The 14,342-nt window shown below is 61.5% G+C and carries 13 protein-coding genes; 1 reads left to right on the top strand and 12 read right to left on the bottom strand.

Features of this window, described 5'->3' with window-relative positions:
• Positions 1-20 precede the first annotated feature (20 nt).
• The 8 genes from M0D65_RS01520 to M0D65_RS01485 form a co-directional block, all read right to left on the bottom strand.
• Positions 21-1,448: a methyl-accepting chemotaxis protein gene (locus M0D65_RS01520; protein ID WP_266250611.1), complete on the bottom strand. Its 1,428-nt coding sequence runs from the start codon at positions 1,446-1,448 to the stop codon at positions 21-23.
• A gap of 139 nt (positions 1,449-1,587) precedes the next feature.
• On the bottom strand, positions 1,588-3,534 hold the full coding sequence (locus tag M0D65_RS01515; protein ID WP_266250609.1) for an SMP-30/gluconolactonase/LRE family protein: 1,947 nt from the start codon (positions 3,532-3,534) through the stop codon (positions 1,588-1,590).
• Positions 3,535-3,699: 165 nt separating this feature from the next.
• Positions 3,700-4,335 (bottom strand): 2OG-Fe(II) oxygenase, encoded by a 636-nt coding sequence (locus M0D65_RS01510; RefSeq protein WP_266250607.1) that lies wholly within the window; start codon positions 4,333-4,335, stop codon positions 3,700-3,702.
• Between the two features lie 38 nt (positions 4,336-4,373).
• Complete coding sequence (locus tag M0D65_RS01505; RefSeq protein WP_266250605.1) at positions 4,374-5,141, bottom strand: SDR family NAD(P)-dependent oxidoreductase; 768 nt, start codon at positions 5,139-5,141, stop codon at positions 4,374-4,376.
• A gap of 20 nt (positions 5,142-5,161) precedes the next feature.
• Positions 5,162-5,905, bottom strand: a complete 744-nt coding sequence (locus M0D65_RS01500; RefSeq protein ID WP_091010376.1) for an ATP-binding cassette domain-containing protein — start codon at positions 5,903-5,905, stop codon at positions 5,162-5,164.
• A gap of 74 nt (positions 5,906-5,979) precedes the next feature.
• The gene (locus M0D65_RS01495) at positions 5,980-7,002 is read right to left on the bottom strand and encodes an ABC transporter permease (RefSeq protein WP_266250603.1); all 1,023 of its coding nucleotides are present in this window, start codon (positions 7,000-7,002) and stop codon (positions 5,980-5,982) included.
• 1 nt (position 7,003) lies between these two features.
• A complete protein-coding gene (locus M0D65_RS01490; protein ID WP_266250601.1) occupies positions 7,004-8,014 on the bottom strand; it encodes a substrate-binding domain-containing protein in 1,011 nt (336 codons plus the stop codon).
• A gap of 111 nt (positions 8,015-8,125) precedes the next feature.
• A complete protein-coding gene (locus M0D65_RS01485; protein WP_266250599.1) occupies positions 8,126-9,736 on the bottom strand; it encodes a ribulokinase in 1,611 nt (536 codons plus the stop codon).
• Positions 9,737-9,932: 196 nt separating this feature from the next.
• On the opposite strand from M0D65_RS01485, the gene M0D65_RS01480 reads away from it, so the two are divergent.
• Complete coding sequence (locus M0D65_RS01480; protein WP_266250598.1) at positions 9,933-11,150, top strand: ROK family protein; 1,218 nt, start codon at positions 9,933-9,935, stop codon at positions 11,148-11,150.
• Between the two features lie 69 nt (positions 11,151-11,219).
• Here M0D65_RS01480 and M0D65_RS01475 read toward each other — a convergent pair whose 3' ends face one another.
• The 4 genes from M0D65_RS01475 to M0D65_RS01460 form a co-directional block, all read right to left on the bottom strand.
• Positions 11,220-12,065 carry a LytTR family DNA-binding domain-containing protein gene (locus tag M0D65_RS01475; protein ID WP_266250596.1) on the bottom strand — a complete coding sequence of 282 codons (846 nt, stop codon included), beginning with the start codon at positions 12,063-12,065 and terminating at the stop codon, positions 11,220-11,222.
• Between the two features lie 41 nt (positions 12,066-12,106).
• Positions 12,107-13,234 (bottom strand): sensor histidine kinase, encoded by a 1,128-nt coding sequence (locus tag M0D65_RS01470; protein WP_266250595.1) that lies wholly within the window; start codon positions 13,232-13,234, stop codon positions 12,107-12,109.
• Entirely contained in the window at positions 13,231-13,608 is a 378-nt protein-coding gene (locus M0D65_RS01465) for a DUF2306 domain-containing protein (RefSeq protein WP_266250593.1), read from the bottom strand. The genes M0D65_RS01470 and M0D65_RS01465 overlap by 4 nt, the downstream gene beginning before the upstream one ends.
• Positions 13,609-13,833: 225 nt before the next feature.
• Entirely contained in the window at positions 13,834-14,214 is a 381-nt protein-coding gene (locus tag M0D65_RS01460; protein WP_266250592.1) for a VOC family protein, read from the bottom strand.
• Between the last annotated feature and the right edge of the window lie 128 nt (positions 14,215-14,342).

Raw genomic sequence — 14,342 nt, 5'->3', positions numbered from 1 at the left:
CGCGTAGACCACCCACAGGTCTAGCTCACTTCCTGCTCGACGAGGAAAATCGACATCGCCCTACGCAACGTTCGCGCTTCCTCGCGCAAACCCGCCGACGCCGACGCAACTCCCTTCACGTGCTCGACATCGCGCCCGAGCATCGTGTCCATCGTTCCCATGCCCTTGCTGAGCCGGTCGACATCGTGACTCTGGGCATCGCTCGACGTGCTGATCTGGTCGATCAACCTCGCGACGTCTTCCACATCGCCCACCACGTCGCGCATCGCCGTGCCGGCGCGTATCGCGAGCGTCGAGCCGTGCTCGACCCGTTGCAGCGAATCGACGATCAAACTCTTGATCTCGCGCGCGGCGCTCGCGCTCCGATGGGCGAGCGTACGAACCTCTTCGGCCACCACCGAAAAACCGCGTCCCTGGTTACCCGCGCGGGCCGCCTCGACCGACGCGTTAAGCGCGAGCAGGTTCGTCTGAAACGCAATGCTCTCGATCATCGTGGTCATATCCCCCATCCGGTGCACGGCCTGATCGATCTCGCCCATCTTGTCGACGACCTCGCTGACCACCTGTTCGCTTTGCTTCGCCGCGCTCGACGTTTGCCGCGCGAGGCTGTTTGCCGATGCGGCATGTTCCGCGCTTTCCCGAACCCGTTGCGCGATCTGCTCCATCGCGGTGTTGGTCGCGTTGAGCGTTTCGGCCTGGGTGGTGAATTCCTGCGACAGGATGTGGTTTTCGGCAGCGATGTTGTCCGACGATGCCGCCATCTGATCGATCGTCCGGGTGATTTCCCGCATCGCATCGTGGATCGCGTGGAGCGTGTTCTTGAACGTGCGGCTGCTGTTTCCGGCGAGCTCCATGGGCGGAAGACGCAGGTCGAACTGGCCAGCTTGCCGTGAAAGGTTTTCGCCGAGTACGGCCAGTTCCCGGCCCGTTTGCGCATCGGCTTTCATATGCAACGCGATGAAGATCAGCAAGCCGGCCTGGACCACGACGTACGCTGCATGCAACAGCACGATCGACCAGGCGGGTTCGGTGAAGCAATAGACGTCCAGTCCCGCCAGCTGCAGATAATTGAACGTGAAGTGATGCACCGCGATCACAGCGGCGGCGCAGAGGATTGGCCGCCAGTCCCGATAGGCCAGCAGGAACGACATCAGCACGAAAACGCCAAAATGCAATTCGGTCAGACCGTGCGCCTGATGTATCTGCAGCGCGGCGAACGTCATCAGGCTCGCAGCGAGAAAGAGGCGTGTGACGAGTGTGCCTGGCCGCCAGTAAACCAGCCCCGACGCAATAGCGGCGACAGGTAATCCGATCGACAGGACGGCGCGCAGGTTGTAGTCGCGTATCGCCAGCAGGCAGGAAATCGCGAACAGGCTCCAGACGACAATAATCATGAGCCTGTCGGCCTTCACATAAACCGTATGCAACAACTCTTCCGGCTGTTTCATGGAGGTCTCTCAGATAGTCGTTTTTATAGGGTTGGTGCGGATGTGCCTTCTCCGCATCCGTGGGGCAATACCTCGCCGACGTGGGGCCCTTGTCCACGAAGTACGCCTGCATAACGGCAGGCGGCACGGATTTCTTGAGTTAGGGCGTCCAGCGATAAACCGTGACGCTGTCGCCCTTGACGTTGTTCTTCGTGACCACGTATTCCCCGGTCGTTCGCAGATACGCCCTGACGCCGTACATCGAATCGATGGCGCTGCTGGCGTCGACGGTACTGGGACTGGGGTTGACCAGCGTCGTGTCGAGCTTGCCGGTCGAGAGATTGATGGCGTCGATGTTCGACAGGGTGTCGTCACTGCTGAACCAGTAGCCGACGAAGAGATAGTTGCCGGCTGCGTCAATCGCCTTGGCGTTGGCATGGGGAAGGGTGATCACCGGGTTGGGCGTCGTGGTGTTGCCCGCGCTCCAGCCGTGATACACCTCGATCCGCGTGCCGATCGCGGTCCAGTCCGTACTTCCCGTTACGCCCTGGCCGAGAATCATCGTGTCGCTGTCCGCGAGGTAGACGATGCGCGTCAACTGCGGGATGGTCTTCGGAATGGCGTAGCGGATTGCGGGTCCCCATGTCGGCTTGCCGCTGGCGTCGAAGCCGGTCAGCGGGTAGTGGTCGATGTAACCGGTCTTGTCCAGACCGACCCATATACCGCCCTTGCTATCCAGACAGAATCCATGTCTGACCCATGTGGTCGCGTTGAACGCCGGACTGGGAAGCACGGCGTCCGGAATGGCGATGTCGCCATTCGCCGCGTTGAAGTGGAAGAAGTAGAACGTCTCGGGATTCTGGCCGGACACCACGAGGATCCGGTTGCCGCCGACAGCGGCAAGTTGACTGAAGTGCTCATCCCGGTCGCCATTGGTGGCGATGCGCGGGTCCGTCGGGTAGGTGAACGGATCGACGGTGTTGGCGACGAAGGTGCCCCCGGCGCTACCGTTGCCGTTGTAGATGTTGGTGCCGCCATAGAACAGCGTGCTGTCCGTGGCCGGGTCTGGGGTCGCGATGCCCTCGAAGTTCAGCGCCTGAAGCGTCCAGCGCAGGTTGCCGGCGCTGTTATACGCATGAATGTCGGTGCCGCCGTCGCGGGCGAGATCCCAGCCGCCGCCCCACGGGTTGTTGAGCACATAGAGGTTGCCCGCGGTGTCCTTGCCGATGCCAGCAACACGTGTGAAGCGCTTCGCACCGACCTGGCCTTTGATCCCGGTGGTGGTGTCGAGATAGCCGCCCTGAACACCGAAGGTACCGGCCAGCGTCGGCGTGCCCGCGAGCGTGTAGCGCTTGATGTTCATGTCGGGGCCTTCGTCTCCGACCATGAGCTGTTTCGATGACGCATCGAAATAGAGCGCCGACGGCCGCGATCTGGTCGACATCCGGATGGTGTTCAGCAGGGCGCCGGTAGGACTGAACCCGACGATCGCACCCTCGCTCTTCTGTGCGACCCAGAGGTTGCCTGTGCCATCCACGGCGAGTGCGCCCGGGCCCGAGATGTTGATGTCGCGCTGCCAGACACCGTCGGTGGTGTAGACGCGGACACGATTGCCGTAGAAGTCGCTCGCATACAGTAGCGAGCCTGCCGTGGCGAGTCCGGTGATGGTGTCGACCTTCTGCTGATTGGTCGCCGCGCTGACGTGTATCAGAACATCGCGCGCTTTTGTCGTGCGGTTGTAGCGCCCTACAGCGCCGCTTCCGTACACCGTGCTGAACTGGAGCGCCGCGAAAATCGACGTGGCATTGCCGGTAATCGCGCTGCCCTGGAACTCGCCGTGAATACCGATCGAGCCGGCGCTGCGGCCGTTCTGATAGATGGCGACACCGCCCTCGTACTCGTCCCACATCGATGCCGTATAGATAACGCCTTCGGGCGCGACCCACATCGAGCGCGCGGTGTTACCTACCTGGGCGGCGAGGGTGCCGTAGGTGTTGGCGAGCCAACCGATGGTGTTCCCGGCCTGAGCGGCCGGCGCAATCGTGGCGAATGCCGCGGCGAGAAACGTGGCGAGAAGCACAGCATGAATGCGTTTTCTTGCGACCATGACTCATCCTCTCCTGAATGTGTTGATCATTCACGTGAATAGTCGGCCAGCCAGGTTTCCTGAAATCCGTGATCGGTGAAATCGCCCTCGAAACCGTCCGGCACATTCTGTATCGCGTCTAGCGTACCGTCGACACGTTACAGGACGAGGATGATTTCCTGAACATTAAGTGCGGCGTTTAAACCATCCGGTGAGCGACAGGCGATCGCGTGTCGCGGGCAATACCTCATGCAGCATATCGGCGGACAGAAATACCGCGATCCGGCTACCGACCGGCAAGATATCCCGCATGCTCGAGCCTTCCGGATGCAGTCGCAATTCGCCGCCGTGGTGAGGCAGCCAGTCTGCATTCAGATAGACGACAACCGACACGACGCGGCTGTCGTCGTGACGAAACTGATCGCGATGCTGTCGATAGGAATCGCCCGGTGCGTAGAACGCGAAATGGCTTTCGTATTCTTCGAGTCCGAGGAAGAACCTGCGATTCAACGCCGTACGCAGCGTTTCCATGATCGCAAGATATTGATCGCAGGCTGCGGATTGTCCCGCGTCCAGCCAGCGGATCCGGTCGCCGCGTATGTCGGGCTGAAGCGCACGCGCCGCGCCCTGGCTGACCCGCGCCAATGCGAGCGCACCGGACGCCGCAAGCCCGGCACATTCCTGCGCGAGCGCGAGCGTCAAATCATGGGGGAGAAAATTGTCCTGTTCCGACCAGCCATGTTCTTGAAGGGCATCCAGGATTTGTTGATGCTCTTCGTCGCGAGGCGCATCGGAATGCGCCGACGAGTGTGTGCGGTTCACTACCTGTTCCTTCGAACGTCCGTTAGTGAGCCATTGTATTACCAGAGCGTATAACCCCCATCGACCACAAGAACCGAGCCCGTCATGAACGACGATGCGTCGCTCGCGAGCATCAGCGCAACCGGTGCGATTTCCTCCGGAGTCGCATAGCGTTGCATCGGCACTTCGTCGCGCCAGTAGTGCCGGTAGTCCTCGTACTCGGTGCTGGCAATCTCGGTCTTCACATAGCCCGGCGCGATGGCATTGACGCGCACACCCGATTGCGCCCACTCGGCCGCGAGCGAACGCGTCAGATGGTGGACCGCGGCCTTGGCGATGCCATAGGGCGAGTGCCATTGCGGCCGATTGACGATGAGCCCCGAGATCGAGCCGATGTTGATGATCGAGCCGCGACCGTTCTTGACCATCTGTCGTCCGACGATCTGGCTGGTTTTCCAGACACCGTCCAGATTGATGGAGAAAAGCCGTTGCCATTCGTCGTCTTCTAACGTCAATGCGTTAGCGTGGAAGCCGATGCCCGCGTTGTTGACGAGGACGTCGATGGGTCCGAGGGTACGGGTCACCGTATCGACCATCGCTTCGAGTTCTTCGCGATTCGATACATCCGCCTTGACGCTGATCGCTTCCACGCCCAGCTTCTGCAGCTCGCCGATGGCGATCGCGCTCTGTTCCTCGTCTCTGGCCGCGATCGCAATCGCAGAGCCGGCCTCGGCCAGCCCCTGTGCGATCGCACGGCCAATGCCCCGATTGCCGCCGGTAACGATGGAGACTTTCCCGCGCATCGAGAAACGATCCAGTATGGACATACGATGTTTTCCTTCTCCGATTAAAGCGTTGCAAGCGATGGTGTGGAATAAACGGCCGGCTTGACGGCAGTGGGATCGAGTGCGCCCGTCATGACCGCAACGACTTCGCTCATCGACGTCGACTTCGGCTCCACGATGGTGGCGCGCCGGCCCAACCGGTGGATGTGAATGCGATCGGCGATCTCGAACACGTTTGGCATGCTGTGGCTGATCAGAACGATCGACAGCCCATGGCTGCGCACCTTCAGGATCAGGTCGAGTACCTGTCGCGTTTCCTTGACGCCGAGCGCGGCTGTCGGCTCGTCGAGAATGACAACTTTTCTTCCCCACGCTGCGGCCCGCGCAACCGCGATGGCCTGGCGTTGTCCGCCTGAGAGCGTTTCGACTTTCTGCCGGATCGACTGCACGCGGATACCGAGGTTCTTCATGTGCTCGGCGGCCTGTTTGCGCATGCCTGCCTTGTCGAGTTGGCGAAAGAGAGTCCCGAGTACACCGGGCTTGCGCAACTCGCGGCCTAGAAACAGGTTTTGCGTAATGTCGAGTTCGGTCGCGACCGCGAGTTCCTGGTAGACAGTTTCGATCCCTGCCAGCCGCGCGTCGAGCGGGCTGCGAAACCGGACCGCTTCGCCGTCGATGAATACCTCGCCGCTGTCGGGACTCACCGCTCCGGTGAGCGCACGGATGAGGCTTGATTTGCCCGCGCCGTTGTCGCCCACGACCGCGAGGATTTCGCCCTGGGCGAGTTCGAAGTCGGCGCTGTCCATGGCGACGACGTGGCCGTATCGTTTGGTCAATTCTTTCGCCTGGAGGACCAGCTGAACCGTTGAGCTTTGCGGATTCACGATTGTTTCCTCCTGCTCAGGTAGTGATCGACGCCGACCGCGAGGATCACAAGAATGCCTGTGGCGATCTGCTGATACAGCGAGTCGATGCCGGCCTGGGTGAGGCCGTTCTTCAGCACCGTCACGATCAGCGCGCCGACGAACGTTCCTGCTACGCCGCCACGCCCGCCGAACAGACTCGTGCCGCCGATCACAACCGCGGTAATGGCATCCAGATTGGCCGTCTGATAAGCGCTTGGATCGGCTATGGGCGTGCGGCCCAACGCTTGCCAGGCAGCAAAGAAATAGAACAGCCCCGCAAGTGCATACACGCTGAACGTAATACGCCCGACGTGGATACCGTTCAGTCTCGCAGCGCTCGACGAATTGCCGATCGCATACACGCGCACGCCCCAGGCCGTCTGGTTCAACACATAGCTGAGCACCAGCGTCAGAACGATCCAGAGCAGGCTGCCGTAAGTGAAGGTCACGACGCCGCTCGTGAATCCGCTACCCAGAATGGTCAAAACATCCGACGAGACCGGATAGCTTTGCGAGTGCGTATAGAGACGTGAGGCGGCCGCCAGAATGGTCAGCGTTCCAAGCGTGACGATAAACGGCGGCAACTTGAAACGCGTGATGACAAGCCCGTTGAGCGACGCTGCCGCGAGGCATACGAGCAGACCGGCCGCAATCGCCGCCATGTCGCCGTGCCCAGCGAGGCTCCCGATGAGGACGGTGCCGAGCACCAGAATTGCTCCGCACGCGAGGTCGATGCCGGCCACCAGCACGATCAGCGTCTGGCCCAGCGCAATCGTGCCGACCACCACCGATTGCTGAAACAGCAGCGAGATGTTGCCGACGTTGAGAAAAGTCGAGGTCGTCACCGAGAACACGAATGTGATGACGACCAGCGCGAACAGCGGCCCCGACATCGGTTGCGCGAGCAGGGTACGCATGACGTCGCGCATCCCGTTACGGCGATCGCTGGGCTCGTTGATCACTGGAAGGTCGCCACTCGAATGACGGTTCGAGTTCATCTCATCCTCCCCAGCAATTGGCGAGACCCCATTTCGAATCTTTTGAATCGAGACCCGGCACGGGGTGGTCGGTGATCAGCACGGTACCCGTATTGTTGAAGCCAGTCGGTTTCTTTCCTCCGCCGGCCGCCTGGATAATCGATTCGACGGCCAGTTGACCCATCTTCGACGGGAATTGCATCACGGTGGCGCCGATCTGACCGCTTGCCACGCTGCGTACACCCGAACAGCTTCCATCGATCGACGTCACGATGATGTCGCGCTTCGCTTTCTTGATGGCGAGATAAGCGCCCTGCGCGGTGGGCTCATTGATCGTGTAGAGAATATTGATGTCAGGATGCGCGGAGAGAAGATTTTCCATCGCCACCTGACCGGTCTCGACATTGCCCAGTGTCAGCGCGGTGCCGGCGATCTGCGGCGAACCGTCGGCAATGCCGAAGCCCTGCAGGAAACCGACGTGGCGTGCATTCGCGGTTCGGTCCGCGAGATCGTAGTCGAGCATGGCAACGTGAGGCGCGGTCGTGCCGATCCGGACCTTGGCCCACTGGCCGATCAGTTTGCCGGCGGTGACGTTGTCCGTTTCGAACGACGCGTCGGCAGCGGTCATCGGATTCAGCGAGCTGTTCACGGTGACGACCACGATGCCGGCGGCGCGTGCTTTCCTGACGATCGGAACCAGCGCGTAGGCATTGGCGTTATCGAGCGTAATGCCTTTCACGCCGCGATTGATCATGTTTTCGATCGCCGCGATTTGTGTGGACGAGTCGCCCGCCACCGTTGCCTCGGCGGTCATGACTTTCCAGCCGTGTTTCGTCGCGGTTTCGACCGCCGATTTTTCCAGCTTGTCGAAGAACGGATTGGACAACTGCAACTCGACGATCCCGATCGTGGGCTGGGCGTCGGCTGCGTGAGCGACGTGCCACGAAGCGGGTAGCAGCAGGCTCAGCAGTGTGAGCGCCACTCGGGTAGAAAAATGATGCGGCCTGCGTGTGGTTTTACGATGCAACTCCATGTTTGCCTCCTGTTCGACCTTGTACGGTTCGGGTCTGTCTCGTTAGGTTGTTGCTTCAATGCTCTTGAGTGACGATCGGTGCTTCGCTTGCTTTCGGTATGCGTGTCGACATCAGTGCTCCTGGTCGCTCAACGCCAGGTGTTCGCAGGCTGGATCGCTCAACGAGTCTTTCAGGCCGTTCAAGACCCGCATCGAATGAAGGATCGTCTCGTCGGCGCTCAGTTCGCGGTATTGGCCGTACTGTTCGGCATGGATCACCGCGAAATTCGGGTTGGGCTGGAAGCGCTCGAAGCGTTGTGCGCCGAACTTCGCACTGCCCGCCACGAAACCGGCGACGAGTCCGGCTGCAACGGCTCCATGGATAGCTGCGCCGACGGCCGTTGCATGCGCAATGTCCGGCACTTCCACTTCGCGCCCCAGCACGTCGGCCATGGTCTGGACCAGAAACGGATTGTTCTGCGCGAGCCCGCTCGTGAGGACGACGCGATTGATCGCGAGTCCGCCGCTTTCGAAGAGATCCACGATCGCGCGCGCGCCAAAACACAATGACTCGATCAGTGCGCGATAGATATCGACGGCGGTCGTGTTTGTCGTGAGGCCGACCAGCAGGCCGCTCAAACTCGAATCTGCCAACGGCACGCGATTGCCGTTCCACCAGTCGAGCGCCACGAGATGATTCGCGCCCGGTTCGAGCTGCGCGGCCTCGCGGTTGTAGTGACGAAAGCTCTCCGCCGAATCGGCGCCGCGCGGAAACGCATTGACGAACCAGCCGAGCGTATCGCCGAAACCCGCTTGGCCCGCTTCGTAACACCAGAGATCGCGAATCGAACCGTCTTTGGCGACACCTTCGATACCGGGTGGCAACGGCTGGAACCGCTCGTTCAGCAGGAGATAGGCGGCTGAAGTGCCGAGTGCGCCGACGAGGCAACCATTCGAGACCGCGCCGGCCGCCGGCAGGACCACATGAGAATCGATGACTGCGACCGCAACGACGGCGTTGCCACTGATCCCGGTGCGCTGGCGCCAGTCTTCGGACAGGCTGCCGGCCGCGCTGCCGATACGATGCGGCTCCGCCAGTTTGTCCGTCAGGCCAGGCACGATCCCGTGCGGATAGCCATCCATGGCGGAGTATTGAGCCTTGTAGGCAGCAAAGCCGAGGCTGCGCGCTTCCGTGCCGGTCAACTGCCAGACGAGCCAGTCGCCCGACTCGATGAACCGATCTGTGGCATCCCAGATGTGCGGTGCTTCGTCGGCGATCTGGGCGGCCTTCGGCAGCAGCCATTCACCGGAGAGCTTGCCGCCGAAATTGCGCAGAAAAGACCCGCCGCGACGATTGATCTCGTCGGCGTACGGTTGTGCGGCGTGGTGTTTCCATAGCTTCACGTAGGCGTGAGGCTCGCCGGGATACAGCTCGGAAAGGGCGGTGCCATCTTCTCTGGCGGGCATGGGCGAACTGGCGGAGAAGCCGAGCCCGATCGACGCGATGTTGCGACCGCGCCCGAGTTTGCTGAGGATTTCCTGCGCCGCTTCGAGATAATCCGCGGCGTTCTGCAGGGCCCAGGCTCTGGGCAACGGCGTACCGTCGGGCAAGCTCCGCGTCATGACATCGTGCCGGTAGGCGTGCATATGGCTGCCGATCTGCTCGCCGGTCGCCGCGTCGAGCAATACGCCGCGGGCTGAGCTCGTGCCGTAGTCGAGTCCGACGATATAAGTCTCGGTCATGCTCTTTGTCTCCGTGCCGCAAGATTTGCGATGATGGCGGCGCGCCGCATCGTGTTGTTGACGGCAAGTTAAGCAATAAATTAGGCGTAAGTCAAATATGTTTTGTATATTACTGTCCAAAACATACCAAGGCGTATCCCGGTCGCGTGGAGGCGGCCCTGGCCGGGCAGGTGACCCAATTCGGAGCGTGGAAGAAATGTCGAAGGTGAATAGCGTGGCGGAGCGTCCTGCGCTCGAGAACAGCGGCGAAATTCTCTCGTTGATCGCAACCGGGGCGGCAACGTCGCGTCCCGCGCTGCTCGATGCATCGGGCTTGTCGCGGGTGACCGTCACGCTCCGGTTGAATGCCCTGATCGACTCGGGCGTGGTGCGAGAAGCCGCGCAAACCATCCCGAGCGGCGGGCGGCCGACGCGCGTGTTACGCATCAACGAACGCGCGGGTTTCCTGCTGGTCGCCAATATCGGCGAGACCTATATTCATCTCGCCGCGATGGATCTCGAACCCGCGGTGATCGCGCAGAGCACGGTACCGTTTCGTGCTTCGGATGGGCCGGCCAGCACGCTCGAGCAGATCGCCCGCGAGTTCGACAAACTGGCGAAGAAGGTTCGTGCGAGTCACGGGATGCTGTTCGGTATCAGCCTTAGCCTGCCCACGCCGGTCGATTTCAAACGCGGTCGTATCGTCGGCCCGTCGGTGCTGCATCTGTGGGACGAATTCGACATCATCGGCTGGCTGCGCGAGCGCTTCGACGCGCCGATCTACGTCGAGAACGACGTGAACCTGATGACGATCTACGAACATCGCCAGAACTTCCCGCACGTGGAAGACATGTTCTTCATCAAGGCCGGCACGGGGATAGGCAGCGGCATCGTGACGGGTGGCAAGATTTTTCGCGGCGCTCAGGGTGCGGCCGGCGATATCGGCCACATACAGTTCAATTCCGACGATGCGCCTTTGTGCCGCTGCGGCAAGCTCGGTTGTGTCGAAGCGCGCGCGGGTGGCTGGGCGATTGCGCGGCATCTGTCGAGTCAAGGGTTCAAGGCGGAGAACGCGCGCGATGTCATCTCGCTGGTCGAAACGCAGCAGCCTGAAGCGCTGATGTTGCTTCGCGGTGCAGGTCGCGTAATCGGCGAGGTTGCTGCCGACGTGGTCAGTATTCTGAATCCGAGCTTGATCGTGGTGGGCGGCACGCTCGCCCGGGGCGGGGAAGTGCTGCTGTCAGGTATTCGCGAACTTGTCTACCAGCGATGCCTGCCGCTTGCCACGCGCGAACTGCAGATCGTTCTGGCTGATCCGCCTAAGGACAGCGTGCTTTTCGGCGCGGCGTTTCTCGCGCTAGAAGATGTGTTCAGCCATATGAACGTGGGCGGGCTGATCGAGCGGCTTGGCGCTTATCACGCGCAGGGACGCTGATTGCCGGGTAGTTTGTTGCAAAGTCTCGATGCCGCTGCTGGTGTGTCAATCCGATGCGCGTTCACCGCGTCACATTTGCCGGAACAGGTGTGCGTATTGCCTGCTCACCGCGATTGCTTCGCCACGACCACGCAGTTTCAACGATGTCTTCCCCAGCGCGCTGACGGACGCACTCTCCACCTGATCGACATTCACCACGGTGCCGCGGTGTACCTGCCAGAAGCGCTCGGGATCTAGCTGCGTACACAGTTCCTTGAGACTCGAACGGATCAGCAACTCGCCGCTGCGCGTCGTGACGACGACGTACTTGTCCGCCGCTTCGAAAAACAATACATCCTCTACCGGGACCATCCGGACGTCGTTGCCGCTGGATGCGCGCAGGTAGCGTAGCGGTGCACCGTGGCCGTCGTCCGGTGTGCGTTTCTTCCCGTCGAGGTTTAGCGTAATCCGCTCAAGTTGCCCGAGCAGGCGCTGCAGGTCCGCCTGAACGTTGACGCCGGATGTTTCTCCCGATGCCGGGTGCCGAAGCTGCGCCCGTAACCGTTCGATAGTGCGCGTCAGCCGCGCGGTATCGACGGGCTTCAGAAGATAGTCGATGGCCGCAGCGTCGAATGCGGCGAGCGCATATTTGTCGTAGGCGGTCACGAATACGATCTGTGGCGGCGCCGCGAGCGCTGCGCACGCACGCGCGACGTCGAGACCCGTTGCTCCAGGCATCGAGATGTCAAGAAACGCGACGTCTGGCCGCAATGCGACGATTCGCTCGATTGCATCCTCGCCGTTGCCGACTGTCGCAACGATCTCTAACTCGGGCCACAGCGCTCCCAGCTCGCGCTGAAGCGCGGCTGCTACCAGCGGTTCGTCTTCGGCGATCAGCGCGCTCGGGGCGCTGGATGCAGCAGCCGGGCGCGTCATGTCGCTATCGTTCGAAACCGGAGCCCGCGCTCGACCAGCCCTCATGAATTCATCTCCTCTTTACGTGGATCGTCGTCCACGGGAAGCAAGACCCTGGCAACGACGCCGTGCGGCAGATTCTCGCTGAGAACCAGCGACGCGCGCTCGCCGTGTAGCGCTGCAAGCCGGTCGCGCACATTCGCGAGTCCGACGCCGGAGCCCTGCGTAGCCGGAGTCGCACCGAAGCCGCGGCCTGTGTCGCTCACGGTGAGTTCGACTTGTTGTTCACTGCGCATCGCGCGCACTTCGATCCGGCCGCCGGCTACCGCGACCTGAATACCATGCTTCAGCGCATTCTCGACGAGCGGTTGCAGGAGCATCGGCGGAACCTGCAGGTTCGCACAATCGGCAGGAAGATGGAGCGCATAGGAGAGCCTCGAGCCGAGCCGTATTGCCTGCACGCCGAGCATCGATTCGAGTACCGCGAACTGGTCCGCAAGCGTTTCGCGCTCGGCTCTCGACGCTTCAAGCGTCGCCCGCAGCAGCCGGTTGAGGCTACCCAGCAGCTCTCTTGCCTTGGGCGGATCGGAGGCGATCAGGCTGTCCAGGGTCGCGAGTGTGTTGAAAAGAAAGTGCGGTTCGATCTGCGCCTGCAATGCCTGCAAACGGGCGCTCAGCGCATTCTTGTCGGCGATTTCTTTCAACAATGCAGTGCGAACCACTTGCTCACTCAGACCGGCGATCCTGGCCCGCGACCATCCGTACCAGGTAGCCAGCAGGGTTGCCACAAGCGCGATCCAGCCAGTCGCAGCCAGCCCTGTGGTGGCGAACGTTTTGCTGATCTCGAGGCCGAGCAGGCCGCTAGCCAGCGCCAGCCCGATCGCAGTGCCGCCCACGACCGCCGCGATCATCAGAACGGCGAGTCGCGGCGCGGTCAGTGCGTATCGGCGCTGGAGGAGAAAACGGCCGAGTTGGATCAGCAGCATGATCGATAGACCGATCGCTTCGCTGAAGACAAGGTTTTCGCCGAAACCCAGGCCGCCGCCGACCGCAGTGAGACCCGCCGCGATCAACGCATTACCGCCTGCGACCGGCAGGGACTCGCGCGCGTACCTGGCCAGGAGTTGTCGTCCTGGAATGGGCAGATCGACGGATATACCCGGCGGCTTGCTGTTGCTGCGGGAAGTCATGCAATCCATCCCATGACGATGACGTTCAGCACGCGGTGCGGCACGGCCACGGCCGCGATACCGGCCACCGCCAGACCGACAAACAAGCCTCGTATGGCGGTTTTGTGGCTGCGCACGTTACCGTGCCGAATGGTCCAGATAGCACGCGCGAGGCCAACGAGCGTCAGCAGCGACAGTCCATGCACCCAGGAAAAATGGCCGGGATTCATTGCATGGATGCCAAACGAACTGAGCGCCGTAACGAACATGGCCATTGCCCAGATGCGGCCCAGCAACCTGTGGCGCGCAGTACCTTTTTCGAGCACGAGCACAGCTACGCCGAGTATGACAGAAAGGGTCGCAGCGGCGAGATGCACGGCGATAGGGGAAGGCATGCTGGACTCCTTGGCGGGACGAGATAACTCGATGGCCGGAGTCTGTGCGGTAGCCGGATTCCTTGCGAGCGTCTTGCGACGAAGCGTGCGAATTCCGGCGCCAGTGGCGGGTAGAGCGCCGCGAGAGCGCGCTACGATATTCGACGATTTGCATGCGCCCGTCCAGGGGCCGTCTCTGGCCGGCGACTGCGCAAAGCAGCCGGCCGAATTTGCTCGATGGAGCGGCTAGGCGCCGGGTTTGTGGCAAACCAGTTCGACGTTATGCCCGTCCGGATCAAACACGAAGGCCGCATAGTAGTTCGCGTGGTATTGCGGACGAAGACCCGGCGCACCGTTGTCTTTCCCACCTGCCTCCAGTGCCGCGCGATAGAAAGCATCGACTTGCTCGCGATTCTCGGCGACGAACGCCAGATGAAGATGCGCCGGTTTTTCCGTAGTCTGGTACAGACACAACGATGACTCACCCGGTGCGCTCATCTCGACACCGTATTCCGGCGGCGCATGCCGTTCGCCGATCACTGCTACGCCGATCGGCGCGAGGGCCTTGAGGTAGAACGCTTTGCTCACGGGATAATCGCGGACGCCGAATTTGATGTGGTCGAACATGAGTTTTCCTGAGATATATGGGCTTGTGCGAGGCCCGACGTGATTTAAAGAGCATCGCGATGTTGCCATACGTCGCTACGGGTAGCCATGGGTGGAAATCGTAGTGTGACAAACGCGCGGTGTGCGCC

This window comes from Paraburkholderia sp. CHISQ3 (genome assembly GCF_030464945.1).
GTDB lineage: Bacteria > Pseudomonadota > Gammaproteobacteria > Burkholderiales > Burkholderiaceae > Paraburkholderia > Paraburkholderia megapolitana.
This window is presented reverse-complemented; position numbering and strand designations above follow the sequence as displayed.

Coding starts and splice junctions, on each gene's coding strand:
- M0D65_RS01520 (WP_266250611.1), bottom strand. CDS start 1,448: ATGAAACAGCCGGAAGAGTTGTTGCATACGGTTTATGTGAAGGCCGAC.
- M0D65_RS01485 (WP_266250599.1), bottom strand. CDS start 9,736: ATGACCGAGACTTATATCGTCGGACTCGACTACGGCACGAGCTCAGCC.
- M0D65_RS01480 (WP_266250598.1), top strand. CDS start 9,933: ATGTCGAAGGTGAATAGCGTGGCGGAGCGTCCTGCGCTCGAGAACAGC.
- M0D65_RS01505 (WP_266250605.1), bottom strand. CDS start 5,141: ATGTCCATACTGGATCGTTTCTCGATGCGCGGGAAAGTCTCCATCGTT.
- M0D65_RS01495 (WP_266250603.1), bottom strand. CDS start 7,002: ATGAACTCGAACCGTCATTCGAGTGGCGACCTTCCAGTGATCAACGAG.
- M0D65_RS01465 (WP_266250593.1), bottom strand. CDS start 13,608: ATGCCTTCCCCTATCGCCGTGCATCTCGCCGCTGCGACCCTTTCTGTC.
- M0D65_RS01470 (WP_266250595.1), bottom strand. CDS start 13,234: ATGACTTCCCGCAGCAACAGCAAGCCGCCGGGTATATCCGTCGATCTG.
- M0D65_RS01500 (WP_091010376.1), bottom strand. CDS start 5,905: ATGGACAGCGCCGACTTCGAACTCGCCCAGGGCGAAATCCTCGCGGTC.
- M0D65_RS01515 (WP_266250609.1), bottom strand. CDS start 3,534: ATGGTCGCAAGAAAACGCATTCATGCTGTGCTTCTCGCCACGTTTCTC.
- M0D65_RS01475 (WP_266250596.1), bottom strand. CDS start 12,065: ATGACGCGCCCGGCTGCTGCATCCAGCGCCCCGAGCGCGCTGATCGCC.
- M0D65_RS01490 (WP_266250601.1), bottom strand. CDS start 8,014: ATGGAGTTGCATCGTAAAACCACACGCAGGCCGCATCATTTTTCTACC.
- M0D65_RS01460 (WP_266250592.1), bottom strand. CDS start 14,214: ATGTTCGACCACATCAAATTCGGCGTCCGCGATTATCCCGTGAGCAAA.